At 69.1% G+C, this 25082-nt stretch carries 25 protein-coding genes and 1 tRNA gene; 9 read left to right on the forward strand and 17 right to left on the reverse strand.

The annotated features are described in order from the left end of the window. Positions 1 to 23: 23 nt before the first annotated feature. From M3195_RS05115 to M3195_RS05125, 3 genes are all read right to left on the reverse strand, one after another. The gene (locus tag M3195_RS05115; protein WP_251585477.1) at positions 24 to 1124 is read right to left on the reverse strand and encodes a branched-chain amino acid aminotransferase; all 1101 of its coding nucleotides are present in this window, start codon (positions 1122 to 1124) and stop codon (positions 24 to 26) included. A 61-nt stretch (positions 1125 to 1185) separates the two neighbouring features. Continuing rightward, positions 1186 to 2229, reverse strand: coding sequence for a 3-isopropylmalate dehydrogenase (locus tag M3195_RS05120; RefSeq protein ID WP_251585478.1), 1044 nt, complete (start codon positions 2227 to 2229; stop codon positions 1186 to 1188). A gap of 73 nt (positions 2230 to 2302) precedes the next feature. Further along, a complete protein-coding gene (locus M3195_RS05125; RefSeq protein ID WP_251585479.1) occupies positions 2303 to 3838 on the reverse strand; it encodes an MFS transporter in 1536 nt (511 codons plus the stop codon). A gap of 118 nt (positions 3839 to 3956) precedes the next feature. On the opposite strand from M3195_RS05125, the gene M3195_RS05130 reads away from it, so the two are divergent. Then, positions 3957 to 4502: a TetR/AcrR family transcriptional regulator gene (locus M3195_RS05130; RefSeq protein ID WP_251585480.1), complete on the forward strand. Its 546-nt coding sequence runs from the start codon at positions 3957 to 3959 to the stop codon at positions 4500 to 4502. Positions 4503 to 4571: 69 nt separating this feature from the next. On the opposite strand, the gene serA is transcribed toward M3195_RS05130, so the two are convergent. The 3 genes from serA to M3195_RS05145 form a co-directional block, all read right to left on the reverse strand. Next, positions 4572 to 6176, reverse strand: a complete 1605-nt coding sequence (gene serA / locus M3195_RS05135) for a phosphoglycerate dehydrogenase (protein WP_251585481.1) — start codon at positions 6174 to 6176, stop codon at positions 4572 to 4574. Between the two features lie 126 nt (positions 6177 to 6302). Further along, positions 6303 to 6635, reverse strand: a complete 333-nt coding sequence (locus tag M3195_RS05140; protein WP_251585482.1) for a hypothetical protein — start codon at positions 6633 to 6635, stop codon at positions 6303 to 6305. Next, on the reverse strand, positions 6632 to 7165 hold the full coding sequence (locus M3195_RS05145) for a hypothetical protein (protein ID WP_251585483.1): 534 nt from the start codon (positions 7163 to 7165) through the stop codon (positions 6632 to 6634). Before M3195_RS05145 ends, M3195_RS05140 begins: the two co-directional genes overlap by 4 nt. 78 nt (positions 7166 to 7243) lie before the next feature. Here M3195_RS05145 and M3195_RS05150 point away from each other — a divergent pair, with 78 nt between their 5' ends. After that, positions 7244 to 8179, forward strand: coding sequence for a hypothetical protein (locus M3195_RS05150; protein ID WP_251585484.1), 936 nt, complete (start codon positions 7244 to 7246; stop codon positions 8177 to 8179). A gap of 62 nt (positions 8180 to 8241) precedes the next feature. On the opposite strand, the gene ilvC is transcribed toward M3195_RS05150, so the two are convergent. From ilvC to M3195_RS05185, 7 genes are read right to left on the reverse strand one after another with little or no spacing between them, the layout of a single operon-like run. Next, positions 8242 to 9270 carry a ketol-acid reductoisomerase gene (gene ilvC, locus M3195_RS05155; RefSeq protein WP_251585485.1) on the reverse strand — a complete coding sequence of 343 codons (1029 nt, stop codon included), beginning with the start codon at positions 9268 to 9270 and terminating at the stop codon, positions 8242 to 8244. Positions 9271 to 9314: 44 nt separating this feature from the next. Next, on the reverse strand, positions 9315 to 9824 hold the full coding sequence (gene ilvN, locus M3195_RS05160; protein WP_251585486.1) for an acetolactate synthase small subunit: 510 nt from the start codon (positions 9822 to 9824) through the stop codon (positions 9315 to 9317). 2 nt (positions 9825 to 9826) lie between these two features. Further along, a complete protein-coding gene (locus M3195_RS05165) occupies positions 9827 to 11629 on the reverse strand; it encodes an acetolactate synthase large subunit (protein WP_251585487.1) in 1803 nt (600 codons plus the stop codon). A 59-nt stretch (positions 11630 to 11688) separates the two neighbouring features. Beyond that, positions 11689 to 13407, reverse strand: coding sequence for a dihydroxy-acid dehydratase (gene ilvD / locus M3195_RS05170; protein WP_251585488.1), 1719 nt, complete (start codon positions 13405 to 13407; stop codon positions 11689 to 11691). A 9-nt stretch (positions 13408 to 13416) separates the two neighbouring features. After that, a complete protein-coding gene (gene otsB / locus M3195_RS05175; protein ID WP_251585489.1) occupies positions 13417 to 14214 on the reverse strand; it encodes a trehalose-phosphatase in 798 nt (265 codons plus the stop codon). Between the two features lie 46 nt (positions 14215 to 14260). Next, positions 14261 to 15667 carry an alpha,alpha-trehalose-phosphate synthase (UDP-forming) gene (locus tag M3195_RS05180; RefSeq protein WP_251585490.1) on the reverse strand — a complete coding sequence of 469 codons (1407 nt, stop codon included), beginning with the start codon at positions 15665 to 15667 and terminating at the stop codon, positions 14261 to 14263. A 49-nt stretch (positions 15668 to 15716) separates the two neighbouring features. Then, positions 15717 to 16985 carry an MFS transporter gene (locus tag M3195_RS05185; protein ID WP_251585491.1) on the reverse strand — a complete coding sequence of 423 codons (1269 nt, stop codon included), beginning with the start codon at positions 16983 to 16985 and terminating at the stop codon, positions 15717 to 15719. Between the two features lie 215 nt (positions 16986 to 17200). Here M3195_RS05185 and M3195_RS05190 point away from each other — a divergent pair, with 215 nt between their 5' ends. Beyond that, positions 17201 to 17476 (forward strand): hypothetical protein, encoded by a 276-nt coding sequence (locus M3195_RS05190; RefSeq protein ID WP_096715909.1) that lies wholly within the window; start codon positions 17201 to 17203, stop codon positions 17474 to 17476. 25 nt (positions 17477 to 17501) lie between these two features. Here the strand turns inward: M3195_RS05190 and M3195_RS05195 are convergent, their stop codons facing one another. Genes M3195_RS05195 through M3195_RS05205 form a run of 3 tightly spaced genes read right to left on the reverse strand, consistent with a single transcriptional unit; the run spans position 17502 to position 20181 of the window. Further along, positions 17502 to 18722, reverse strand: a complete 1221-nt coding sequence (locus M3195_RS05195) for an acetyl-CoA C-acetyltransferase (protein ID WP_251585492.1) — start codon at positions 18720 to 18722, stop codon at positions 17502 to 17504. 36 nt (positions 18723 to 18758) lie between these two features. Next, positions 18759 to 19406: a 3-oxoacid CoA-transferase subunit B gene (locus tag M3195_RS05200; RefSeq protein WP_251585493.1), complete on the reverse strand. Its 648-nt coding sequence runs from the start codon at positions 19404 to 19406 to the stop codon at positions 18759 to 18761. 1 nt (position 19407) lies between these two features. Next, positions 19408 to 20181, reverse strand: a complete 774-nt coding sequence (locus tag M3195_RS05205; RefSeq protein ID WP_251585494.1) for a CoA transferase subunit A — start codon at positions 20179 to 20181, stop codon at positions 19408 to 19410. A 105-nt stretch (positions 20182 to 20286) separates the two neighbouring features. On the opposite strand from M3195_RS05205, the gene M3195_RS05210 reads away from it, so the two are divergent. The 4 genes from M3195_RS05210 to M3195_RS05225 are packed head-to-tail and all read left to right on the forward strand — an operon-like array spanning position 20287 to position 23283. Beyond that, positions 20287 to 21075: an IclR family transcriptional regulator gene (locus M3195_RS05210; protein WP_251585495.1), complete on the forward strand. Its 789-nt coding sequence runs from the start codon at positions 20287 to 20289 to the stop codon at positions 21073 to 21075. 36 nt (positions 21076 to 21111) lie between these two features. After that, positions 21112 to 21549, forward strand: coding sequence for a MarR family winged helix-turn-helix transcriptional regulator (locus M3195_RS05215; protein ID WP_251585496.1), 438 nt, complete (start codon positions 21112 to 21114; stop codon positions 21547 to 21549). Next, positions 21546 to 22775 carry an MFS transporter gene (locus M3195_RS05220; RefSeq protein WP_251585497.1) on the forward strand — a complete coding sequence of 410 codons (1230 nt, stop codon included), beginning with the start codon at positions 21546 to 21548 and terminating at the stop codon, positions 22773 to 22775. Before M3195_RS05215 ends, M3195_RS05220 begins: the two co-directional genes overlap by 4 nt. A 34-nt stretch (positions 22776 to 22809) precedes the next feature. After that, on the forward strand, positions 22810 to 23283 hold the full coding sequence (locus tag M3195_RS05225; protein ID WP_251585498.1) for a YbaK/EbsC family protein: 474 nt from the start codon (positions 22810 to 22812) through the stop codon (positions 23281 to 23283). Between the two features lie 73 nt (positions 23284 to 23356). On the opposite strand, the gene M3195_RS05230 is transcribed toward M3195_RS05225, so the two are convergent. Next, positions 23357 to 23429, reverse strand: a tRNA-Lys gene (locus M3195_RS05230). A 145-nt stretch (positions 23430 to 23574) separates the two neighbouring features. Between M3195_RS05230 and hisN the strand changes: the two genes are divergently transcribed. Further along, entirely contained in the window at positions 23575 to 24372 is a 798-nt protein-coding gene (gene hisN, locus M3195_RS05235; protein ID WP_251585499.1) for a histidinol-phosphatase, read from the forward strand. Positions 24373 to 24386: 14 nt separating this feature from the next. After that, positions 24387 to 24956: a hypothetical protein gene (locus tag M3195_RS05240; RefSeq protein WP_251585500.1), complete on the forward strand. Its 570-nt coding sequence runs from the start codon at positions 24387 to 24389 to the stop codon at positions 24954 to 24956. Positions 24957 to 25082: the final 126 nt, after the last annotated feature.

A 25082-nucleotide genomic window follows, 5' to 3' on the forward strand; every position in this document is an offset into this window, starting at 1 on the left:
GGTCTCGGCGAAGACGACGGCGATCAGGCGTCGAGGCGCAGCAGCCAGCCGTGCTTGTCCTCACGACGCCCGTACTGGATGTCGGTGAGCTCCTCGCGCAGCGACAGGGCGAGCTCGCCGAGCGGCTGCGGCTCCTCGAAGCCCTCGCCGACGAGGGCGCCGATCGGGGTCACCACAGCGGCCGTGCCGCACGCGAAGACCTCGACGATGTCGCCGGAGGCGACACCCTCGCGCCACTCGGTGATCGAGATCGGGCGCTTCTCGACCGTGTAGCCGCGGTCCTCGGCGAGCTGCAGCAGCGAGTCGCGCGTGATGCCCTCGAGGATGCTGTCCGACTCCGGCGTGACGACACGACCGTCCTTGAACACGAAGACCACATTCATGCCGCCGAGCTCTTCGACGTTGTCGTCCTCATTGAGGAAGACCACCTGATCGCAGCCCTTCTCGCCGGCGAGGGTCTGAGGCAGGAGGCTGGATGCGTAGTTGCCGCCCGTCTTCGCCTTGCCGGTGCCGCCACGTCCGGCGCGGGCGTGCTCCTCCGACAGCCAGATGCGCACGGGCTTGATCCCGCCGGTGAAGTAGGCGCCCGCCGGGCTGGCGATGACGTAGTACGCGACCTTCTGTGCGGCCCGGACTCCGAGGAACGCCTCCTTCGCGAACATGAACGGCCGCAGGTAGAGGCTCTGATCCGCGCCGGAGGGCACCCAGCGACCGTCGACGGCGATCAGCTCGCGCAGCGACTGGATGAAGTACTCGGTGGGAAGCTCGGGCAGCGCCAGACGGCGGGCGCTCGCCTGCATGCGCGCGGCGTTGCGATCGGGCCGGAAGGTGTGGATCGATCCGTCGGCGTGACGGTAGGCCTTGATCCCCTCGAAGATCTCCTGCGCGTAGTGCAGCACCGCGGCGGCGGGGTCGAGCGGGATCGGCCCGTAGGGCTGCACCCGCGGTCGGTGCCAGCCGCCCTTGGCCGACCAGCAGATGTCGACCATGTGATCGGTGAAGACGACGCCGAATCCGGGGTTCTCGTGCACCTCGTCGACGCGGGCAGGTGTCGCCGCAGAGAGGTTCTTGGTCACCGCGAACTCGAGGGGAGCCAGGGTCGCCTCGGCATCGATGGTCGTCATGTGTTCATCCGTTCCTTGTGGGTGGGCGCATCGTCGCGCCGCTTCAGCCTACGCCTGCGGTTCAGAGTCTGGCAGCGATCGCGGAGCCGATCTCCGCGGTGCTGCGCGCGCCCGAACGAGCGGCGATGTCGGCCTCGACGGCGGCGCTGACACGCGCCGATTCCTCGGCGAGGCCGAGGTGGTCGAGGAGCAGCGCGATCGAGAGGATCGCCGCGGTCGGGTCGGCCTTCTGCTGACCTGCGATGTCGGGCGCGGAACCGTGGACCGGCTCGAACATCGAGGGGAACGAGTCATCCGGGTTGATGTTCCCGGATGCTGCGAGACCGATGCCGCCGGTGACGGCACCTGCCAGATCTGTGAGGATATCACCGAACAGGTTGTCGGTGACGATGACGTCGAAGCGCGATGGATCAGTGACGAGGAAGATCGTGGCAGCGTCGACGTGGAGGTAGTCGACGGAGACGTCGGGGTGCTCGGCGGCGATCTCGTTCACGATCCGCTGCCAGATGGCGCCGGCGTGCACGAGCACGTTGGTCTTGTGCACCAGCGTGAGCTTCTTGCGCCGGCGCTCGGCCAGATCGAAGGCGTAGCGGACGACGCGCTCGACGCCGAAGGCCGTGTTGACGGAGGTCTCGTTCGCGACCTCGTGCGGGGTGCCCTTGCGAATCGCTCCGCCGTTGCCGACGTAGGGGCCCTCTGTGCCCTCGCGCACCACGACGAAGTCGATGTCCCCCGGCTCGGCGAGCGGTCCCGGAGCCCCCGCGAAAAGTTTCGAGGGGCGCAGGTTCACGTAGTGGTCGAGCGTGAAGCGAAGCTTCAGCAGGAGGCCGCGCTCGATGTTCGCGTCCTTCAGGCGGGGGTCACCCGGCGTCCCGCCGACCGCGCCGAGCAGAATCGCGTCATGCTGGGCGATGGCCGAGAGGTCATCGTCGGTGAGCGTGTCGCCGGTCGCGAGGAATCGGTCGGCGCCGAGCGAGAATCGGGTCCTGTCGAAGGTCACGTCGGAGTCGGCCGTGACTGCGTCGAGGACCTTCTCCGCCTCCGCGATGACCTCGGGACCGATACCGTCACCGGGGATGACGGCCAGCTTCACGACACGCGACATGACACTCCTTGCATCGGGATGGACCGGCCGCATCGTCGACGCGACGAGCGGGCCGGTCCCCCCAGCGTAGCGGTCAGTGAACGGGCGCTTTGCGCAGTGTGACGGCGGCGATGACACCCGCGACGACGACGAGTCCCGCGCCGATCAGCGACGTCACGAGCACGCCGGATCCGAACGCCGCGGATGCCGCAGCCCAGAGGGCCTCGCCCAGCTCTCCTGGCAGCGAGGCCGCAGCCGTGTACGCCCCGGCAAGGGTCTCGGATGCCGAGTGCGCGGCCTCGACGGGGATGCCGTCCGGCACCACGAGCGCTCCACGGTAGAACGCCGTGATGAGTCCGCCGAGAACAGCGGTGCCGAGCACGGCTCCGAGCTCGTACGCGGTCTCGGAGACGGCGCTCGCGGCTCCGGCCTTCGCGGCCGGAGCACTCGACAGGATCAGCTCGTTCGAGATGGTCTCGGCGGCGCCGATGCCGATGCCCAGCACGACGAAGGCGAGGATCAGCGGCAGCACTCCATGCTCCTCGGTCGACAGGGCGACGAGCAGGTAGCCGGCGACCGAGAAGGCGAGGCCAGCGGGCACGAGCACGTGCGGACGCACTCGACGCGAGATCGGCACGACGCTGAGACCGGCGACGATCATCGCCGCCATGCCGGGCACGAGTGCGAGACCCGCGACCATCGGCGTGAGCCCGAGCACGAGTTGCAGATGCTGGGAGACGAAGTACAGGAAGCCGACGAGTGCGACGACGCTCAGCAGGTTCACGAGGATCGCCCCCGAGAACGTTCCGCGGCGGAACAGCGCCATGTCGAGCATGGGGATGTCGGCGCGCAGTTGGCGCCGGACGAACAGGAACCCCATGATCACACCGAGCAACGCCCAGGCACCCGCGCTCACCGACGGACCGTCGACCGCGAACGACTTGATCGCATAGACCACGGGGATCATGGCGGCCATCGACAGCAGGATGCTGACCGGATCGATGCGTCCGGGGCGGGGGTCGCGGCTCTCGGGAACGAGGAGCGGCGCGGCGATGAGCAGCGGGATCAACACCGGGACGGCGATGAGGAAGACCGATCCCCACGCGAAGTGCTCCAGCAGGAATCCACCGACGATCGGACCGAGCGCCGCGCCCGCAGAGAACGCGGACGCCCACACCGCGATCGCGAGACGTCGCTGATCGCGGTTCTGGAAGATCGAGCGCAGCAGCGACAGCGTCGACGGCATGAGCATGGCTCCGAAGAAGCCGAGCAGGGCACGCGCGGCGATGAGCAGCCCTGCGGTCGGGGCGAACGCCGCCAGCGCCGACACGATCGCGAAGCCGGTCGCGCCGATCAGCAGCATCCTGCGGCGGCCGAAGCGATCGCCGAGCGTTCCCATGGTCACGAGAAGTCCCGCCAGCACGAGCGGATACACGTCGATGATCCAGAGCTGCTCGGTCCCCGACGGGGCGAGCGCGATGGATATCTCCGGCAGCGCGAAGCTGAGCACCGTGTTGTCGACCGAGACGAGCAGCACGGGCAGCATGAGGACGACGAGAGCCGCCCAGCCCCGGGTCCCCACGCGGGGGGCGTGCGTCTCGGTCGTCGGGATCGACGCCGTGCGGGTCATGAGGAACACCTTTCGGATTGCGACGGCCCGAAGGTAAACCGTCCGGATGGTATAGTAACAGAATCAGCGCTCCCCTGGCGTACCGTGAAGGCAGGAATCCGCCGAGCAGAGGACCCCGATGCCCAGACCTCCCCTCGCCCGCGAGCGCGTGCTCGACGCGTTCGAGAAGATCGTGATCAACGACGGCGAGCGAACGGCCACCCTCGACGCCACGGCCAAGGAAGCCGGCGTCTCGAAGGGCGGCCTGCTCTATCACTTCGGGTCGAAGGACGACCTCGTCGCCGGCCTGCTCGAGCGCCTCGACAGGCTCACGACGGCAGACCTCGAACGCATGAACGCGCACGACGAGGGACCCGTCGCCTACTACGTCCGCACCTCGGTGATGGAGGACGACGCGCTCGACCGCGCCCTCATCGCCACCTCACGCCTCGCCCAGGGCGGTTCTGTCGCGGCCGGCGACGCCCTCCGCCACGTCCGGAGGCGCTGGGAGGACACGATCCGCCCGCACGTGCGTGACCGCGCGAGCCTCGACCTCGTGATGCTCGTGAGCGACGGCCTGTACTTCAACAACTCCCTCGACGTGAACGGCGGGGAGCACCTGGTCCCCCACCGCCAGGAACTGGAGGCGCTGCTCGCCCTTGTTCTTCGCGCCACGGCGCCCTGACGGGCGGCGCAGACAGAGAAGAGGGAGGATGCCGCGGCGCGCGGCATCCTCCCTCTTGAGCGTTGCGGATCAGACCTCGGTGATCTCGATCTGACGGAACAGGTCGGCCTCGATCGCGTCCCGGACGTCGTCGAGCAGATCGTCGGACACCGGCGAGTCGAGGGTCAGCACGCTGAGCGCCTGGTCGCCCGCGGCGAGACGGCCGATCTGCATGCCGGCGATGTTGATGCCCGCCTCGCCGAACTTCTGCCCGTAGACCGCGACGATGCCAGGGCGGTCGGTGTAGAGCATCACGATGTGGTGCTTCTCGATCGGCAGCTCGAGCGCGTGGTCATTGATTCCGACGAGCTTCTCGGTCTGCTTCGGACCGGTGAGGGTCCCGGAGACCGCGAGCTGCGAGCCGTCGGACAGCGCACCCCTCAGCGTGATCACGTTGCGGTACTCGTCGCTCTCGTCGTCCTTGAGCAGGCGGACCGCGATGCCGCGCTGCTCGGCGAGCAGCGGAGCGTTCACGTACGACACGGTCTCGCTGACGATGTTGGTGAACACGCCCTTCAGGGCCGCGAGCTTGAGCACGCTCACGTCGTAGTCGTTCAGCTCGCCGTGCACCTCGACGTCGAGGCTCGTGAGCGGCGACGTCGCGAGAGCCGCGAAGATCTGGCCGAGCTTCTCGACGAGCGAGATGCCGGGACGCACGTACGGGTCGATGACACCGCCGGCGACGTTCACCGCGTCGGGCACGAGGTCACCGCCGAGCGCGAGACGCACCGACTTCGCGACCGAGACGCCCGCCTTCTCCTGCGCTTCTTCCGTGCTCGCTCCGAGGTGCGGCGTCACCACGACGTTGGGCAGATCGAGGAGCGCTCGCGCAGAGCCGCCCTCGACCGGCGGCTCGGAGGTGAACACGTCGAGGCCGGCACCCGCGATCTCACCCGCGACGAGCGCGTCCCGAAGCGCCTCCTCGTCGATGAGGCCGCCGCGGGCGACGTTCACGACGAAGGCCGTCGGCTTCATGGCCTTGAACTGCTCTGCGCCGATCATGCCCGTGGTCTCGGGTGTCTTCGGCATGTGGATCGTGAGGAAATCGGACTCCGCCACCAGCTCGTCGAGCGAGAGCAGCTGCACGCCGAGCTGCTGGGCCCGCGCGGAGGTCACGTAGGGGTCGTACGCGACGACGCGCATGTCGAACGCGGCGAGTCGAGCCGCGACCAGGGCGCCGATACGGCCGAGGCCGACGATGCCGACCGTCTTCTCGAAGAGCTCGGCGCCGGTGAACGAGCTGCGCTTCCATGCACCGGACGACAGCGAGGCATGAGCGGCGGGGATGCGGCGGGCCAGGCTCAGGATGTGGCCGACCGTGAGCTCGGCCGCCGAGACGATGTTGGAGGTGGGAGCGTTCACCACCATGACACCGGCGGTCGTCGCCGCCTTGATGTCGACGTTGTCGAGTCCGACGCCGGCACGAGCGACGACCTTGAGCTGCGGAGCGTGCGCCAGAGCCTCTTCGTCGATCTGCGTCGCCGAGCGGATCAGCACCGCGTTCGCCTCGGCGAGGGCCGCGAACAGGGCCCCGCGATCGGTCCCGTCGACGTGCCTGACGTCGAAGTCCGGGCCGAGGGCCTCGATCGTGGCGGGAGAGAGAACTTCGGCGATGAGCACGACGGGCTTCGGCACAGTGGATCCTTCGGGGCAGCGCGACAGGCGGGAGGGGCCGATGCGCCGCACACCGTGGGGGCGCGATCACGTCAACTGTACCCGAGGGCTCCCCCGCCTCCCGGACGTGTGACGGCGGACGACGGCTCAGGCGGTCGGCAACGTGAGGCTGTAGGCCAGCAGGCTCAGCCAGAACACCGCGACGATGCCCAGACCGGCCAGCAGTGCGAGGGCGAGCTCACCCGCGCGACGACGGCGGCCGATCAGATAGGCGAACACGAACACGATCGCGGGGAAGACGACACCGAACAGCAGCGTCACCCATCCGGCTCCGTCGATGCCGCTCTGCGCCATCGTGATGAGGTGCGCGATCGCGTTCCAGACCGCATACGCGTAGAAGAGGCCGGCGAGGCCGAGCACGAGACCGGTCACCCAGCGGGGCGAGGACGGAGTCGGGGATGCGGGACGCGTGGCGGTCATGATCCGATCGCCCCCACCGTCACGAAGGGCCAGGGCACGAGCAGAACCACTCCCAGCAGGAGGACGGAGAGGCGGATCCAGGTCGCCTTGCCTCGTGTGAGCACCCAGCCGGCGAGGAACCACAGGGCGGGGGCGGCGACGGCGAGGACGAACCAGGGCAGGAACATCGCGTCGGCGACGAAGAAGTTCGCGAGCGGCTTGAGCCGCAGACCACCGACGATCCAGCCGACGCTGTAGAGCAGGTAGATCCCGCCGACGACGCCGACCGCGAGCAGCATGCCCGTGCTCAGCGCGGGTCGCTCGTCGTCGAGGAGCACGGCCGCGTCATGCTCCGCGCCGACCGGAAGTGCGGCGTCCGACGAGCGCGCGGGTTCGGTCGACGACTCGGTCGGAAACTCGATGAGCGAGGGTTCAGCTGCGGCATCCTCGCCGGGCGCACGGCGACCGGCATCCTCTCGCGGCAGGCGCTTCGGGGTGCGACCCTCGTCACCGTCCCAGCTCAGGGCGTCGTCGTCGGAATCGGATGTCATGTCTCTAGCGTAGGACACCGGCTCCACTAGGCTCGGGGGCATCCGGGCCGGAGGCGCCCACGGCGGGGAAGGATCGCAGTGACCGAGAACAAGAATCGCGCAGACCGCTCCCGGTCGACCAGCGGGGTCGAAGAGCCCGCAGCGGGCTGGACGCCGACCGCTCAGGCCACATCGAAGGCGACGGCGTTCCGATGGATCGCGGTCGCTCTGTGGGTCGTCGCGATCGCCACCGAGGCCGTCGCGATCTTCTGGGTGCTGCGTCAGCGCGTCGTGGTCGGCGAGGACGGCGCGTACGTCCGCGACTCCGACACCGGCCTGCTGGAGAGCCAGAACGCCACGGCCCAGTTCCCCCAGTGGGCGTTCATCACGCTGTTGGTCATGCTCGTCGTGATCGCGGCGCTGTCGATCACCGGCTCGATCCTCTGGAAGAAGGCGAATCGCCTGGACCCAGCGCGCAGATCGGACAAGGTCCGCTTCTTCGTGCAGAACCAGCTCGGCGCGATCATCGCGACCGTCGCTTTCCTCCCGCTGATCATCCTGATCTTCCTGAACAAGGAGATGGACAAGGGGCAGAAGGCGACTGCGGGCGTCGTGGGCATCGTGCTCGCCGCTCTCGCCGTCGTCCTGGGTATCGACTTCGACCCGCCCTCGGTCGAGCAGTACACCGCCGACCAGTCCACCGTCATCCAACTGCTCGGAAAGGACGAGGTGGTGTGGGTCGCCGGAGGCGCGGTCTACCACGTGTGCGACGAGGTACCCGACATCCAGACCGGGAGCGAGAAGCTCACCGGGACGACTGCTGAGGCGGTCGAGGCCGGCAAGATCCGACTCACGCTGAAGTTCGCCTCGGAGCTGCGAACCTGCGGTCTCGCCGTGCCCGAGAACGCCGACGAGATCACCGAGGCGCTGCGCGCGATCCAGAGCGGTCAGGTCGACACTCCCCTGCCCGCGCCCGTGTGGGCCGACCCGGCGGACGCGCCGATCCAGGTGGAGGACGCCGCTCCCGCGGAGTGATCACAGACGCAGAACGGGCCCGGTGCGATACGCACCGGGCCCGTTCTCCTGTCGCGACTGGATCAGCGCGCAGCGCTGCCGTCGACGTAGTCTTCGTCCTGCTGCTTCCAGGCGAAGAGCGAGCGCAGCTCCTTGCCGGTGGCCTCGATCGGGTGCGTCTCCTCCTTGGCACGCAGCGCCAGGAACTCCTCGGCACCGTTGTCCTGGTCCTCGATGAAGCGCTTGGCGAACGCGCCCGACTGGATGTCGGACAGGACGCCCTTCATGCTCTCCTTGACGCGCTCGTCGATGACGCGCGGGCCCGAGACGTAGTCACCGAACTCGGCCGTGTCGGAGATCGACCAACGCTGCTTGGCGATGCCGCCCTCCCACATGAGGTCGACGATGAGCTTGAGCTCGTGCAGCACCTCGAAGTAGGCGATCTGCGGCTGGTAGCCCGCCTCGACGAGGGTCTCGAAACCGGCCTGCACGAGGTGACTCATGCCACCGCACAGCACGGCCTGCTCGCCGAAGAGGTCGGTCTCGGTCTCCTCGGTGAAGGTCGTCTTGATGACGCCGGCACGGGTGCCGCCGATGGCCTTCGCGTACGAGAGGGCGGTCGCCCAGGCGGTGCCCGACGCGTCGCGCTCGACCGCGATGATGTCGGGGATGCCTCGTCCGGCGACGAACTCGCGGCGCACCGTGTGGCCGGGAGCCTTCGGTGCGACGAGGATCACGTCGACGCCCTCGGGAGCGTCGATGTAGCCGAAGCGGATGTTGAAGCCGTGCGCGAAGGCGAGGGTCTTACCCGCAGCGAGGTTCGGAGCGATCGACTCGCTGTAGATGGTGCGCTGGTGCTGGTCCGGCGCGAGGATCATGATGAGGTCGGCCCACTCGGTCGCCTCGGCCACGGTCTTGACCGCGAAGCCGGCCTCCTCCGCCTTCGGCGCGGACTTCGAGCCCTCCTTGAGGGCGATCGCGACCTCGACGCCTGAGTCGCGCAGGTTCTGCGCGTGGGCGTGGCCCTGCGAGCCGTAGCCGACGATCGCGACCTTCTTGCCCTGGATGATGGACAGGTCGGCATCAGCGTCGTAGAAGATCTCGGTGCTCACTGGTTCTTTCTCCTTGATTGGGGTTCGTGTACGTGTGTGGTGTCTCAGCCGCGCAGGACGCGCTCGGTGATGCTCTTGCCGCCGCGGCCGATGGCGAGAAGACCGGACTGCGCGATCTCCTTGATGCCGAAGGGCTCGAGGGCCCGCAGCAGAGCCTCGACCTTGCCGCGGTCGCCGGTGACCTCGACGACGAGGGCGTCGGAGGCGTAATCGACCACGGAGGCGCGGAAGAGGTTCACGACCTCGATCACGTTCGATCGGGTGGTGTTGTCGGTGCGCACCTTGATGAGCATGTGCTCGCGCTGCACGGATGTGGAGAAGTCGAGCTCCACGATCTTGATCACGTTGATCAGCTTGTTCAGCTGCTTCGTCACCTGCTCGAGAGGCAGGTCGTCGAGGTCGACCACCACCGTGATGCGCGAGATGTTCGGCACCTCGGTGACGCCCACCGCGAGCGAGTGGATGTTGAAGCCCCGTCGGGCGAAGAGCCCGGCGACTCGCGTCAGCAGACCGGGGGTGTCCTCCACGAGAAGGCTCAGTACGTGCGTCGTCATGGTCAGTCCTCCTCGTCGAATGCGGGCGCGTGGTCACGCGCGTACTGGACGTAGCTGTTGCTGACGCCCTGCGGCACCATCGGCCACACCATGGAATCCGCGCTCACGACGAAGTCGATCACGACGGGACGGTCGTTCGTCTCGAGCGCGAGCTTGATGGCGGCGTCGACCTCCTCCTCCTTCTCCACGCGGATCGCGAGGCAGCCGTATGCTTCGGCGAGCTTCACGAAGTCGGGGATGCGGATGGTGCCGTGGCCCGTGTTCAGGTCGGTGTTCGAGTGACGCCCGTCGTAGAAGAGGGTCTGCCACTGGCGCACCATGCCCAGAGAGGAGTTGTTGATGACCGCGACCTTGATCGGGATGTTGTTGATCGCGCAGGTGGCGAGCTCCTGATTGGTCATCTGGAAGCAGCCGTCGCCGTCGATCGCCCACACGTGACGATCGGGCTCGGCCACCTTCGCTCCCATGGCGGCAGGGACCGAGTAGCCCATGGTGCCCGCTCCCCCCGAGTTCAGCCAGGCGTTCGGACGCTCGTACTTGATGAACTGCGCGGCCCACATCTGGTGCTGACCGACACCTGCGGCGTAGATGCCCTCGGGTCCGGTGAGCTCGCCGATGCGCTGGATCACGTACTGCGGCGCGAGCAGGCCGTCGGTGGTCGGCGCGTACCCGAGCGGGAATTCGGTGCGCAGGCCGTCGAGGTACGACCACCACTCCTCGGTGTCGGGAGCGGTGCCACCCGCAGCGCTGCGGAACGCGCTCTCGAGATCGACGAGCACGTCGCGCACGTCGCCGACGATCGGGACGTCGGCCGTGCGGATCTTGGAGATCTCGGCGGGATCGATGTCGACGTGCACGACCTTGGCGTTCGGCGCGAACAGCGACGCCTTGCCGGTCACGCGGTCGTCGAAGCGCGCGCCGAGCGAGACCAGCAGATCGGCCTCCTGCAGCGCGAGCACGGCCGGGACCGTGCCGTGCATGCCGGGCATGCCGAGATGCTGCGGGTGCGAGTCGGGGAACGCGCCGCGTGCCATGAGGGTCGTCACGACCGGCGCGCCTGTCGTCTCGGCGAGGGCCAGCAGCTCGGCCGAGGCGCGACCGCGGATCACTCCGCCGCCGACGTACAGCACGGGCTTCTTGGCCTCCGCGAGCAGGGCCGCGGCGGCCTGGATCTGCTTGCCGTGCGCCTTCGTCACGGGACGGTAGCCGGGAAGGTCGATCTTCGGCGGCCACACGAACGGCGCGACGGCCTGCTGTGCGTCCTTCGTGATGTCCACCAGCACGGGGCCGGGACGACCGGTCGAGGCGATCTCGTATGCGGCGGCGATCGCGCCGGGGATGTCCGCGGCGTCCTTCACCAGGAACGAGTGCTTCGTGATCGGCATCGTGATGCCCACGATGTCGGCTTCCTGGAACGCGTCCGTGCCCATGAGCGTGGAGAACACCTGACCGGTGATCGCGAGCAGCGGCACCGAGTCCATGTAGGCGTCGGCGATCGCGGTGACGAGGTTCGTCGCTCCCGGTCCGGAGGTCGCGATGCACACGCCCACCTTGCCCGACGACGAGGCGTAACCCTCGGCAGCGTGACCGGCGCCCTGCTCGTGGCGGACCAGGATGTGGCGCAGCTGCGCGGCATCCATCAGCGGGTCGTAGACGGGCAGGATCGCGCCGCCGGGGAGGCCGAACACGTCGGTGATGCCGAGGAGTTCGAGCGAGCGGACGACGGCTTCCGCACCCGTGATCTCGGGAGCGGACGACTTGGGTGCGGGTGGCCTCGGCACGGCCGAGACGGAGTCAGCAGTCATGACTTTCCTTCTGGTGGTCTGTGGGCGACGTCGGATGCCGGCGGGGCGGTCGACGCGGATCAGCCGGTCGTCGCGCCTTCGGCAGCGGACCGCACGAGACGCGAGTACTTGGCAAGGACGCCACGGGTATAGCGCGGGGGAAGCGGCTCCCAGCCGGAACGGCGGGAGGCGAGCTCTGCCTCGTCGACGAGTAGGTCGAGAGAGCGAGCTGCGATATCGACCCGTATCAGATCACCATCGCGCACGAAGGCGATGGGACCTGCGTCCACCGCTTCGGGTGCTATGTGGCCGATGCACAGGCCGGTTGTGCCGCCTGAGAATCGTCCGTCAGTCAAGAGTAGTACATCTTTTCCGAGCCCCGCGCCCTTGATGGCCGCGGTGATCGCGAGCATCTCGCGCATGCCCGGTCCGCCCTTGGGGCCCTCGTAGCGGATGACGATGACCGTGCCCGGCTCGATGGAACCCTCCGCGACGGCATCCATCGCCGCGCGCTCGCGCTCGAACACGCGCGCCGGCCCCTCGAAGACGGCGGCGTCGAAGCCGGCGGTCTTGACGACCGCACCCTCGGGCGCGAGCGACCCGTGCAGGATCGTGAGTCCGCCGGTCGCGTGGATCGGGTTGTCGAAGGTGTGGATGACCTCGCCGTCGATCGGCTGCGGGTCGAGCTCGGCCAGGTTCTCGGCGAGCGTCTTGCCGGTCACGGTGAGCGCGTCGCCGTGCAACAGGCCCTCGTCGAGCATCGCCTTCATGATGACGGGGATGCCACCGTGCCGGTCCACATCGTTCATGACGTACTTGCCGAACGGCTTCATGTCGGCCACATGCGGCACCCTGTCGCCGATGCGGTTGAAGTCGTGCAGGCTCAGTTCGACGTCCGCCTCGCGGGCGATCGCGAGCAGGTGAAGGACCACGTTGGTCGACCCGCCGAGGGCCATCGCGAGCGCGATCGCGTTCTCGAACGCCTCCCTGGTCAGGATGTCGCGGGTCGTGATGCCCTGGCGGAGCAGATTCACGACGGCCTCGCCCGACCGGTGCGCGAAGTAGTCGCGACGGCGGTCGGCGGCGGGCGGAGCCGCGGAGCCCGGCAGGCTCAGGCCGAGGGCCTCGGCGACGGACGCCATGGTGTTCGCGGTGTACATACCGCCGCAGGCGCCCTCGCCCGGAGCGATGGCGCACTCGATGCGCTTGAGGTCCTCCTCGCTCATGAGACCGGCTCGGCAGGCGCCGACGGCCTCGAACGAGTCGATGATCGTGACGTCCTTCTCCGTGCCGTCCGAGAGCTTCACCCAGCCGGGCGCGATCGAGCCTGCGTACAGGAAGACGCTCGACAGGTCGAGGCGGGCGCTCGCCATGAGCATTCCGGGGATGGACTTGTCGCAGCCCGCCAGCAGCACCGAGCCGTCGAGGCGCTCGGCCATCATGACGGTCTCGACGGAGTCGGCGATGACCTCGCGCGACACGAGCGAGAAGTGCATGCCCTCGTGGCCCATCGAGATGCCGTCGGAGACGGAGATGGTGCCGAACTGCAGCGGATAGCCGCCTCCGGAGTGCACGCCCTCCTTCGCGCCCTGCGCGAGCCGGTCGAGGCTCAGGTTGCAGGGGGTGATCTCGTTCCAGCTCGAGGCGATGCCGATCTGGGGCTTGTCCCAGTCCGCGTCACCCATGCCGACGGCGCGGAGCATTCCACGGGAGGTCGTCGCCTCGATGCCGTCGGTGACGACGCGACTGCGGGGCTTGATGTCGATGGACTCGTGAGGGGCGGTGTCAGGCGAGGACATGACGGAAGTCTATTCCCGACGGGCGCCCCGCTCGTCCGCCAGCGCCGCCAGAAGAAGCGCGATCTCCTGTGGGCTCTCCACACGCAGCGCCGCCGCGGTCTCCCCCGGCCCGACCCGCACGCCGAGGTCGTCGCCCTCGAGCACGCGCATCGCGTCCTCGTCGGTCACGTCGTCGCCGGCGAAGAGGATCGCGGTCGCCGCGAAGTGGGCGCGGAGCGCCGCCATCGCGGCATCCTTCCCCTCCGTCCGCGATGAGAACTCCAGCACGCGGTGACCGGAGCGACGACGCCAGTGCGGGAAGCGCGCGGCGACCAGCTCGTCGATCTCGGCGAATACCGCCTGCTCGACCTCGCGCGTGGCCGTGCGCGTGTGCACGCCCATCCCGAACGTCTTCGGCTCGAGCTCCGCCCCCTCGTATCGGTCGATGATCGGGCGGGCGGCGGCCCAGAGCTCCTCACGGTCGCCGTCGCCCGTCGCGGGGCCGTCAGCGTCCGCGTCGCCGAGGCCCGGATACCAGTACTGCGCACCATGGGAACCGGCCAGTGCGATGAGCGAGTCATCGGTGTGCTCGGTGATGACCCGCAGGTCGTGCATGCTGCGCCCGGAGACGTAGGCGACCACCGTGTCGGGGAGCTCGGCCAGACGCGCGACCTGCGCCGCGACCTCGGGCAGCGCTCGCGCGGCCATCGGGTCGGGAACCAGCGGAGACGCCGTCCCGTCGAAGTCGAGGGCCACCACGAGCCGCGGTGTCGCCGCGATGGCGCTCAGGGCGGGGTCTGACGATCCGGGGGTCCAGCTGCGGGTCACGGGAGAGTCTCCAATCGACGGGTTCCCTCCAGTATGGCCGTCCGGGTCAGCGCGACCTGACCTCGGAGAGAGCCCGGAGGAACGCGTCCGACCACGCGGTGACGTCGTTCTCGAGCACCCGGCGGCGCAGCGAGCGCATCCGCCTGGACTGCTCGGCGGGCGACATCTCGACGGCCTCCATGATCGCGTCCTTGAGCCCGGCGATGTCGTGGGGATTCACTCGCACGGCCTGGCGCAGCTCGTCAGCGGCTCCGGTGAACTCGCTGAGCACCAGCACTCCCCTGTTGTCGGCACGGGTAGCCACGTACTCCTTAGCGACGAGGTTCATCCCATCCCTGAGAGCCGTCACGAGCATCACGTCGGCGGCGAGATACAGCGCGACCATCTCCTCGCGCGGATATCCCTGGTGCAGGTAGCGGATCGCCGTGTGGCCCATCGTGTCGTTGTCGCCGTTGATGCGACCGACGGCGAGCTCGATCTCGTCGCGCAGATGCACGTACGCGTCGACGCGCTCGCGGCTCGGGCTCGCGACCTGCACGAGGGTGACGTCCTCTACGTTCAGGCGTCCGTCCTCCAGCAGCTCCCCGTATGCCTTGATGCGGTGACGGATGCCCTTGGTGTAGTCGAGGCGATCGACCCCGAGCAGGATCTTCGACGGGTTGCCGAGGCTCTCCCTGATCTCCTGCGCTCGCGCCCTGATGTCGGGGCGCGCGGCGAGCTCGGTGTACGGCGCGGTGTCGATGGAGATCGGGAACGCCCGAGCGACCGCGGACCTGGTGCCGCCGTCGACCGTCGGCACCGCGACGTTCGAGCCCTTGACCTCGTACTTGAGACGGCGGCGCACCGCGGTGAGGAAGTAGGTCGCGTCCTGAGCGCGCTGGAACCCGATGACGTCGGCCCCGAGCAGACCGGTGAGCACCTGGTCGCGCCACGGCAGCTGGGCGTAGAGGCCGTGCGCGGGGAACGGGATGTGGTGGAAGTACCCGATCGTCACGTCAGGCCGCAGATCGCGCACCATCTGCGGCACGAGCTGCAGCTGATAGTCGTGCACCCACACGGTCCCGTCCTGGGCGGCGATGGATGCGGCCGCCTCCGCGAAGCGGCGGTTCACCCGCACGTACGCATCCCACCATTCCCGGTGGTACTGCGGCGGCGCGATCACGTCGTGGTAGAGCGGCCAGATGGTGTCGTTCGCGAAGCCCTCGTAGTAATCGGCGACCTCGTCCGCGCTCAGCGACACGGGCACGAGATCGATGCCGTTGATCTCGAACGGCTCGAGCTCGGTGTCGGGCTGACCGGGCCAGCCGACCCAGGCTCCGCGGGCGCTGCGCATCATCGGCTCGAGGGCTGCGACCAGACCGCCGGGCGACGTCCGCCATTCCTCCGCGCCGTCCGGACCGACGATGCGGTCGACGGGGAGGCGATTAGCGACGACGACGAAATCTGCGGGCATGGGGAAGGCTCCTGACGATCCGGTGCGGTGCTCCTCAGGCTACAGAGGCTCAGACCGAGGCTACGCGAGGTCCCGTGCGACTCAGGCGCCAGTTGACAAGCGCCGCGGCGAACGCTACCCCGGCCGCGGCGATCGGGAGCGCGAGCGCGGCTCCCGTCCCGACGTTCTCGGCGAGCTCCCCCGCGACGGCTGCGCCGATCGACTGCCCGACGACGACCGCGGATCCGAGCATCGTCATGACGGTCGCCGAGCGACCCAGCGGGCTGCGGGCGGCTCCGAGGCTGTACTGCGTCACGAGCGTCGGCCCGATGCCGACTCCCATGATGCCCAGGGCCACCATCATCGTGGCCGGCGTGTCGACGAGGAGCAGCAGCAGGGTTCCGCCGAGCAGGATCCCCGAGAAGACGAACCAGCGCCCGCGCAGCGCGAACCGCGCGGGGAGCCAGGCGACGCCGAGCGCGAGGAGCGCCGAGCCGACGCCCATCACGCCGTAGAGCAGACCTGCCTCCTCCGACGCGCCCCGGTCGGCCATGAACGAGGTGAGCGACGTCAGCATGGTGCCGAAGAACATCCCGACGCCCAGGATGCCGAGCACCACCACGAGCAACCGTGGGTGGAAGAGCTCGGATGCCGAGGACGGCGCCCTCCCGTCGTCGCCGCGGTGGATCGACACGGACCTGGCGCTCGGATGCAGCGCGAATCCTCCGACGAACACCACGGTGAGCAGGGCCGCTCCGACAAGCGGCGCCCAGGGCGCGATCACGGACGCGAGGATGCCGACGAGGAACGGCCCGAACACGAACACGGTCTCATCCGCCGCGGATTCATACGCCATGGTTCCCGACAGCGTGCGCGGACGCACCGACTCCGGCATCCGCTCGGTGATCATCGTCACCAGGCGGGAGCGCGACATCGGAGCCACCTGCGGGGCGGTCGCGCCGATGCCGAAGGCGGCGACCAGAACGAGGGTGTCGGCTGCCTCGCCGTAGACGACCAGGGTGAACACGACGAGCATCGCGCCGTTGGCGATCGCGAGAGCGAACAGCACGAAGCGCTGGCCGAAGCGATCGGCGGCCGCGCCGAGCAACGGCCCGAAGCAGGCGGTGCCGAGTCCGACCGCTGCGGAGGTGAGACCACCCAGCGAAAGAGACCCGCGCGCCGAGACGACGACCGTGAGCACCCCGACGACCATCATCGCGAACGGCAGACGCGCGATGAACGCGATGAGGAAGTAGGAGATGCCCGCCGTGCGGATGAGGCTGGGGGCGGGAGGCGTTGCCGTGGCGACGGAGGATGTCGAGGGGGAGGCGTGTGTCATGGCTCTCGCGCGTCCGCGGACGCGGGGTCGGGTGCCGCCGCTGTCCGCCGGGGAGCCGGCGGCCGGTAGATACACGGGTTGCGGCCGCGGACCAGCCGCGACCCCGTCATTCTACCGCGTGGCGGCTCACACTCGCTGGGAACGACGACTGACAGCATCCCGCCGGGTTGTCAAGACTGGGCGGACGGGCCACCCTGCCGGGTAGCGTGAGGGACATGAACTACCTCACCAGCACCGGACTCCTCGGCGCGATCATGTCGGGCGCCTCCCTGCTCCGCGGTTCCCGCGAGACGCCGATCACCTGGCGCGCCGCGCTCGCGTGGGTGAGCTGGGGCATCACGTTCGCCCTCGCGATCGGCGCCGTCATCGACACCCGGCGCGCCAAGCAGGGCAAGCCCGTCTCCAAGGACTCTCCCGTCTACGCCAAGCAGCAGAAAGAGCGGGAGAAGAAGGAGAAGAACCTCTCCAAGGAGCTCAAGCGCTCGCGCTGAGTCCCCCTCCCGCGGCGGCCTCGCGTCACCGGGTGAGGATGAGCGCCTCGCCCTGGCCGCCGCCTCCGCAGAGCCCGACGGCAGCGATGCCCCTGCCGCGCCTGGTCAGCTCATGCACGACGTGGACGACCAGACGGTTGCCCGATGCTCCGATCGGGTGCCCGATCGCGATGCCCCCTCCGTGGACGTTCACTATCGCGCTGTCGAGGCCGAGCTCGGACTGCGACCGCGCGACGACGGCTCCGAACGCCTCGTTGATCTCCACGAGGTCCAGGTCGGCGGGAGCGATGCCCTGCTTCTCGCAGGCCTGTTCGATGGCGCGAGCCGGCTGCGCGTGCAATGAGTTGTCCTGCCCGGCCGTCTGTCCGCTCGCGCCGACAGCGGCGAGCACTTCCCAGCCTTTCGCAACCGCCGTGCCGCGCGTGGTCACCACGACGGCGGAGGCGCCGTCGGAGATCTGCGACGAGTTCCCGGCCGTCAGCGAACCGTCTTCGGCGAACGCCGCACGGAGTCCCGCGAGCGACTCGACCGTGGTGTCCGGGCGCACACCCTCGTCCCTCGACACCACGACGGGCGCGCCTTTGCGCTGCGGCACCTCGACGGGCACGATCTCCGCGTCGAAGACGCCGTCCTGCTGGCCGGCCGCCGCACGCTGATGCGAGAGCGCGGCGACGGTGTCCTGCGCCTCCCGCGTAACCTCGTAGCGCTCGTTATGACGCTCGGTCGACGCCCCCATGCTCTCGCGGTCGAAGGCGTCGGTGAGGCCGTCGTAGGCCATGTGGTCGAGCACCTCGACCGACCCGTACGCCCACCCGTCGCGCGACCCCATCAGCAGGTGCGGGGCGCGCGTCATCGACTCCATGCCCGCGGCGACGACCACCTCGGCGTCGCCGGTGCGGATCATCCGGGCCGCATCGATGACCGCGGTGAGCCCCGACAGGCACACCTTGTTCACGGAGTGCGCGGGGACGTCCCAGCCGATGCCAGCGCCGATCGCGGCCTGGCGCGCAGCGTTCTGCCCTGACCCGGCGGCGAGCACCTGCCCGACGATCACGGCGTCGACGTCCGCCGCATCCACCCCTCCTCGTTCCAGGGCGCCGCGGATCGCGAACGCGCCGAGCTCCGGGGCGGTGAAACGGGCGAGTTGCCCTTTGAGGCGGCCCTGCGGGGTGCGCGCTGCGGCGACGATCACGACGTCGTGATCGCTCCCGGTCCTGGGTGCGTCGGGTGCGGTGTGGTGTGTCATGTCGGCATCCTTCCGATGTCTGCGGTCGCCTCGCGGTCAGTGTGCGAGTGCGGGGGCGATGATGAGCGGTGGCTCGGTGGCGTCGATCACCTGCTGGACGGTGACTCCCGGCGCTGTCTCGACGAGCACGAGACCCTCTTCGGTCACGTCGATCACGGCGATGTCGGTGATGATCCGGTCGACCACCGCGCGACCGGTGAGTGGGAGGCTGCAGGCGTTCACGATCTTCGCGGCCCCGTCCTTCGCGAGGTGCTCCATGAGCACGATCACCCGGGCGGCCCCGTGCACGAGGTCCATGGCGCCGCCCGGTCCCTTGACCATCTTGCCCGGGATCATCCAGTTCGCGAGGTCGCCGCTCGCCGACACCTGCATCGCTCCGAGGATCGCGGCGTCGATCTTCCCGCCGCGGATCATCCCGAAGCTCGTCGCCGAATCGAAGAACGCGGCGCCTGCGAGCACGGTCACGGTCTCCTTGCCGGCGTTGATGAGGTCGGGGTCGACGGCATCCTCGGTCGGATAGGGGCCGACCCCGAGGATGCCGTTCTCGGACTGCAGCACGACCGTGACGTCGCGCGGCACATGGTTCGGCACGAGAGTCGGCAGCCCGATGCCGAGGTTCACGTAGGAGCCGTCCTCGAGCTCGGCCGCAGCGCGCGCGGCCATCTCGTCACGCGTGAGCGCCATGTCAGGCTCCTTCCGTGGCGACGGTGCGCCGTTCGATGCGCTTGGGGATGTCGGTGCCGACCTCGACGACCCGGTGCACGAAGACACCGGGGAGGTGGATGCTGTCCGGGTCGAGTTCGCCCGGCTCGACGAGGCGCTCGACCTGCGCGATGCAGACGCGCCCGGCCATGGCGGCCAGCGGATTGAAGTTGCGGGCGGCCTTGTTGAAGATCAGATTGCCGTGGCGGTCGCCCGCGAGAGCATGCACGAGGGAGAAGTCGGTCGCGATCGCCTCCTCGAGGACGTACTCGCGGGGCGTGCCGGCCACGTCGAACGTCCGCACGTCCTTCGCCGGCGACGCCACATCGACGGTTCCGTCGGGGTGGTATCGGCGCGGGAGTCCTCCCTCGGCGACCTGCGTGCCGACTCCGGTCTGCGTGTAGAAGGCGGCGATGCCGGAGCCGCCTGCGCGCAGCTTCTCGGCGAGGGTGCCCTGCGGGGTGAGCTCGAGTTCGAGTTCGCCGGAGAGGAACTGCCGCTCGAACTCCTTGTTCTCCCCCACGTACGACGAGGTCATCTTTCGGATGCGCTGGGCGCGCAGGAGGATGCCGAGCCCCCAGTCGTCGACGCCGCAGTTGTTGCTGACGATGCTGAGCCCCGTCGTGCCCTGCGCGAGCAGCGCCTCGATGAGGGCGATCGGATTGCCGGAAAGTCCGAACCCGCCGACAGCGAGCGAAGCTCCGTCGGGGATGTCGGCGACGGCGTCCGCGGCGGACGTCCACTGCTTGTCGATCACGTGTGCTCCTTCGAAGACGTGCTTTCATCCAGCGTGCGCTCTCCGTGAGCCTCGGAGAAAGCGCGCTCTTGCGATGTGGCCGCTCTCTCACCTAGCGTCCACATTATGGAACGACAGATCCGCACCGTCCCCGGAGCGCAGGCGATCGCCCGCGCCGCCTCGCTGCTGCGGCTGGTGACCGCCGGCGGCACGGACGGAGCGACCCTGCAGTCGCTCGCGCAGGCGGCCGACCTCTCTCGGTCCACCGCGCACCGCTTGCTGACCGCGCTGCGCGCCGAGGGCCTGGTGGACCGCTCCGACGACACCGGACGCTGGATGCCGGGCCCTGAGCTCTTTCTGATGGGCACCGTCGCGGCGACCCGCTACGACGTCACGGCTTTGGCTCGCGACATCGTGCGCTCGCTCGCCGTCAAGACCGAGGAGAGCGCGTTCCTGTCGGTGCGACGGGCGGATGAGACTGTCTGCCTGCTGCGCGAGGAGGGCTCGTTCCCCATCCGGTCGTTCGTGCTCAGCGAAGGCGTGCGATTCCCGTTGGGCGTCGCCAGCGCCGGACTGGCCATCCTCGCCTTCCTCCCCGACCACGATGTGGATGCCTACCTCGACCGCCACCCCGAACTCGCGGAAGGGTGGGGTCGCACGCACGGTGAGGCTGCGCTGCGCACCCGCCTCGTCGAGACCAAGGAGCGCGGCTACTCCGTGAACCCCGGGCTCATCGTCGAGGGCAGCTGGGGCCTGGGGGCCGCGGTCTTCGATCGCCAGGGTCGCCCGGAATGGGCCCTCAGCCTCACCGGCGTGGAGTTCCGGTTCGGCCCCGATCGCACGCCCGAGCTCGGTCGGATACTGCTCGCGCACGCCCATCAGCTGTCAGCGCGGATCGCCGGCGCTCGTCGCTGACCCCTTTTACATACCATTGGGTATATACTTGATGGTATGAATCGTCAGGACGTCATCCCCTCGCTCGTCCTCTCCTCCTACGCACTCGCGCGGATCGCCGCGCAGGACGCCGGGAACGAGGCGCCGGCCGCGCAATGGCGCGTCCTGAGTCTGCTCGAGCAGAACGGAGCGAAGCGGGTCGGCGAGCTCGCTGAGGCGGCGCGGACCACGCAGCCCGGTATGACGCGGCTGCTCGGCACTCTGGAGCGGGAGGGCCTCGTGCTGCGCTCCCCCGTTCCCGAGGACTCCCGGGCGACCGCGGTCGCGATCACTCCGGAGGGGTCCCACTCCCTGCACGCGTGGCGGAAGGAGTTCCGCGACACCCTGGCACCGCGATTCACCGATCTCGACGATGACGACTGGCGCGCTCTGACCCGGGCCGCCGAGATCCTCGCCGCGCACACCACAAATGACTCGACAGGAGCAAAGCAGTGAGCAGCAGTACCACCACCTCCGTGTGGAAGCAGCCGGCACAGGTCTGGGCGGTCGCCTTCGCCTGCGTCGTCGCCTTCATGGGCATCGGGCTCGTCGATCCGATCCTCCCGGCGATCGCGGAGTCGCTGCAGGCGAGCCCGTTCGAGACCGAGCTGCTCTTTACGAGCTACCTCGCTGTGACGGGCGTCGCGATGCTCGTCACCAGCTGGATCTCGAGCCGCATCGGCGCCAAGCGCACGCTGCTCATCGGCCTCGCCCTGATCGTGGTGTTCGCGCTGCTCTGCGCACTGAGCGGCAGCGTCGACGCCGTGATCGGCTTCCGCGCGGGATGGGGACTCGGCAACGCGCTCTTCATCTCCACCGCATTGGCGACGATCGTGGGCGCCGCGTCCGGAGGCAGTGCCGCGGCGATCGTGCTCTACGAGGCCGCGCTCGGTCTGGGCATCGCCATCGGTCCGCTGCTCGGCGGCATCCTCGGCGAGCAGAGCTGGCGCGCCCCGTTCTTCGGTGTCGTGGTGCTCATGGCCATCGCGTTCGTGGCGGTCCTCGTGCTGCTGCGCGGACCGCAGGAAAAGCGCACACCCGTTCCCTTCTCCGCCCCGTTCACCGCACTGCGGCGTCCGGCCCTCGCGATCCTCGCCGTCGCCGCCCTGTTCTACAACATCGGCTTCTTCATCCTGCTCGCCTTCTCGCCGTTCCCCCTCGGCTTCGGTGCGATGGGCATCGGGTTCACGTTCTTCGGCTGGGGCGTCGCTCTGGCTGTGACGAGCGTCTGGGTCGCGCCCTTCCTCATGCGCCGGATGCCGCGCACCCGCGTCATCCTCCTGGTGCTCCCGCTCCTCGCGGTCGACCTCGTCGTGGCCGGACTGCTGGTCTCGTCCGCCGCCGCGCTCGTGACATGCATCGTCATCGGCGGTCTGCTGCTCGGGATCATGAACACCGTGCTGACCGAGGCGGTCATGGAGGCCACCGATCTGCCCCGCTCCGTCGCCTCCTCTGCGTACTCGGCCGTGCGGTTCCTCGGCGGCGCCATGGCGCCGCCGCTCGCCGCAGCCCTGTGGCACGCACTCAACGCCACCGTGCCGTATCTCGTGGCCGCCGCCGCGGTCCTGATCGCGGCCCTGACCGTGTTCCTGGGGCGCAAGGCGCTCGCCCATATCGACGACGAGCCGGCGGACGCCGAGACCGAGAACGCTGCGGCGATCCTCATCGGCGACGCGGCGTGACCGGAGGGCCCCACCGTCTCGATACGGTGGGGCCATGACCGATCTCCCCGAGCGCAGCATCCTCGTCCAGCAGCACCTTGCCCGCGCGGGCGTCGAGGCGGAGATCCGGGTGCTGCCGGACTCCGCTCGGACGGCCAGGGCGGCAGCCGACGCCATCGGCTGCGAGGTCGCGGCGATCGCGAACAGCCTGGTGCTGGAGGCCGACGGCGCGCCGATCCTCGTGATGACGAGCGGCGGCCATCCCGTCGACCTCGACGTGCTCGCCCGGTCGATCGGGGCGGTCGACGTGTCGATGGCTCCGCCCGCCGTCGTGCGCGGGGCCACCGGACAGGCGATCGGCGGCGTCGCGCCCGTCGGGCACCCGTCTCCCCTGCGCACGTTCATCGACGAGGCGCTGCGCGATCACGACGTCATCTGGGCGGCGGCCGGTCACCCGCACACCGTGATGCCGTTGACGTTCGATACCCTGACGCACCTGACAGGCGGCACCGTCATCGCCGTGGTGTGAGCGACTGAGGGCTCGGAGCGCCGTGGACGCGAAAAAGCCCCGGAATCTGGCGAGAGATTCCGGGGCTGATCCGTGCACCCCCAGGGACTTGAACCCTGAACCCACTGATTAAGAGTCAGTTGCTCTGCCGATTGAGCTAGAGGTGCGTGGCCCGGTTTCCCCGGCCGAGGAATTACATTACCAGCCGAGCAGCGCTGGGCGAAATCGGGACGTGGGCATCTCGAACCCGCGCGTGTCGTCGCATGTCGTCGTTGCCGCTCTCCCCGAAACGTCGCCGGTTATCCTTGAGGCGTGACCGCCTCCCCCGCTGCCGCCGACCTGTCCCGCGACCTCCAGCTCGCACTCCGGCTGGCCGACGCCGCCGACGCGCAGTCCCTGCCCCGCTTCGACTCCGCCGACCTGCAGGTGTCGCGGAAGGCGGACAGCTCGCACGTGACCGATGCCGACCTCGCCACCGAGCGGGCGATCCGCGCCGTCCTGTCGACCGAGCGCCCGGAAGACGGCGTCTTCGGCGAGGAGTTCGGCGCCGAGGGCGACACTCACCGTCAGTGGATCATCGACCCGATCGACGGCACCGCGAACTTCCTCCGGGGCGTGCCGCTCTGGGGCACCATGATCGCGCTCGCGATCGACGGCGTGCCGCAGGTCGGCGTGGTGAGCATGCCGGCACTCGGACGACGGTGGTGGGGTGCTGCGGGCCTCGGCGCGTGGACCGCGACAGATCACGACCCCCGGCGCCTCGAGGTGTCGGCGGTCGATTCGCTCGATGACGCGAGCGTGAGCTTTCAGAGCATCGCCCAGTGGACGCGTGCCGGCCATCGCGACCAGCTTCTCCGCCTCGCAGACCGCGTGTGGCGCGACCGCGCCTACGGCGACATCTACGCCTACATGCTCCTCGCCGAAGGCCGCATCGACATGGTCGCCGAGTTCGACGTGAAGGAGTACGACATCGCGGCGGCCGTGCCGATCGTCCGCGAAGCCGGCGGACGCATGACCGGCTTCGACGGTGCGGAGACGATCTCAGACCTGTCGACACTCGCCACCAACGGCGTCCTCCACGACGCGTTCCTCGAACTCCTGCACGACTGACCCGGAAGCCAGCGATGAAGCCCCGCACCTCCGCCGCCGCGTTCGGCGCCCTCGCTCTCGCGCTCGCCCTCACGGCGTGCGGAGCAACGCCCGACGCGGAGGCCTCGCCCACGCCCGAGGCTGCGAAGCCGACGCCGATCGCGACGCCCGAGCCCGCCTCGTCGCCGACCCCGACCGCTGACGCTGCGGAACCGGCCTGCGACACGATCATCTCGCCGGGCACCGTCGACGCCCTCTCCTCGCAGGGCTGGACGTTCGAGGAGAAGGAGTTCGTGATCGGCGACGTGCCGCTCCCCGACGGTCTGCTGTGCTTCTGGGCGGACTACAGCGTCGCATCCGACCACGGCCAGCTGTACGGGTGGTCGCAGATCACCCCGGACGACGCCTCGCGCGCGCAGACCGCGCTGCTCGGAGAGGGCTGGACGCGCGAAGACGGCGCCGACGGCATCTACCTGACCGAGGACCCGCAGTTCTCGATGGGCACCGACGAAGACGGCTACGGCATGACGTACCTGTTCGGTGACGGCTGGGTGAAGTTCGCCGATACCCGGCAGGGATTGATCCTCATCGACTGGGCCGGCTGAAGAGCACATTCCGCGCACCGGTGATTACACCGGGCGAAGAGGAAGCGTGCCGTCCTGCGCCGCCGGTATACCAGCGGCTCCTCGGCGTGTGAGAGTGAGAGCATCTCCACTCAGCGATCACCCGAT

Origin of the sequence: Microbacterium hydrocarbonoxydans, from assembly GCF_023715885.1 — a bacterium.
GTDB classification, from domain to species: domain Bacteria; phylum Actinomycetota; class Actinomycetes; order Actinomycetales; family Microbacteriaceae; genus Microbacterium; species Microbacterium hydrocarbonoxydans_C.

Coding starts and splice junctions, on each gene's coding strand:
- M3195_RS05145 (WP_251585483.1), bottom strand. CDS start 7,165: ATGACATCCGATTCCGACGACGACGCCCTGAGCTGGGACGGTGACGAG.
- M3195_RS05140 (WP_251585482.1), bottom strand. CDS start 6,635: ATGACCGCCACGCGTCCCGCATCCCCGACTCCGTCCTCGCCCCGCTGG.
- M3195_RS05225 (WP_251585498.1), top strand. CDS start 22,810: ATGACCGATCTCCCCGAGCGCAGCATCCTCGTCCAGCAGCACCTTGCC.
- M3195_RS05240 (WP_251585500.1), top strand. CDS start 24,387: ATGAAGCCCCGCACCTCCGCCGCCGCGTTCGGCGCCCTCGCTCTCGCG.
- M3195_RS05200 (WP_251585493.1), bottom strand. CDS start 19,406: ATGGCGCTCACGCGTGACGAGATGGCCGCGCGCGCTGCGGCCGAGCTC.
- M3195_RS05210 (WP_251585495.1), top strand. CDS start 20,287: ATGGAACGACAGATCCGCACCGTCCCCGGAGCGCAGGCGATCGCCCGC.
- M3195_RS05195 (WP_251585492.1), bottom strand. CDS start 18,722: ATGACACACCACACCGCACCCGACGCACCCAGGACCGGGAGCGATCAC.
- ilvD (WP_251585488.1), bottom strand. CDS start 13,407: ATGTCCTCGCCTGACACCGCCCCTCACGAGTCCATCGACATCAAGCCC.
- ilvN (WP_251585486.1), bottom strand. CDS start 9,824: ATGACGACGCACGTACTGAGCCTTCTCGTGGAGGACACCCCCGGTCTG.
- M3195_RS05180 (WP_251585490.1), bottom strand. CDS start 15,667: ATGCCCGCAGATTTCGTCGTCGTCGCTAATCGCCTCCCCGTCGACCGC.
- M3195_RS05190 (WP_096715909.1), top strand. CDS start 17,201: ATGAACTACCTCACCAGCACCGGACTCCTCGGCGCGATCATGTCGGGC.
- M3195_RS05120 (WP_251585478.1), bottom strand. CDS start 2,229: ATGTCGCGTGTCGTGAAGCTGGCCGTCATCCCCGGTGACGGTATCGGT.
- M3195_RS05115 (WP_251585477.1), bottom strand. CDS start 1,124: ATGACGACCATCGATGCCGAGGCGACCCTGGCTCCCCTCGAGTTCGCG.
- M3195_RS05185 (WP_251585491.1), bottom strand. CDS start 16,985: ATGACACACGCCTCCCCCTCGACATCCTCCGTCGCCACGGCAACGCCT.
- M3195_RS05130 (WP_251585480.1), top strand. CDS start 3,957: ATGCCCAGACCTCCCCTCGCCCGCGAGCGCGTGCTCGACGCGTTCGAG.
- M3195_RS05215 (WP_251585496.1), top strand. CDS start 21,112: ATGAATCGTCAGGACGTCATCCCCTCGCTCGTCCTCTCCTCCTACGCA.
- M3195_RS05165 (WP_251585487.1), bottom strand. CDS start 11,629: ATGACTGCTGACTCCGTCTCGGCCGTGCCGAGGCCACCCGCACCCAAG.
- M3195_RS05125 (WP_251585479.1), bottom strand. CDS start 3,838: ATGACCCGCACGGCGTCGATCCCGACGACCGAGACGCACGCCCCCCGC.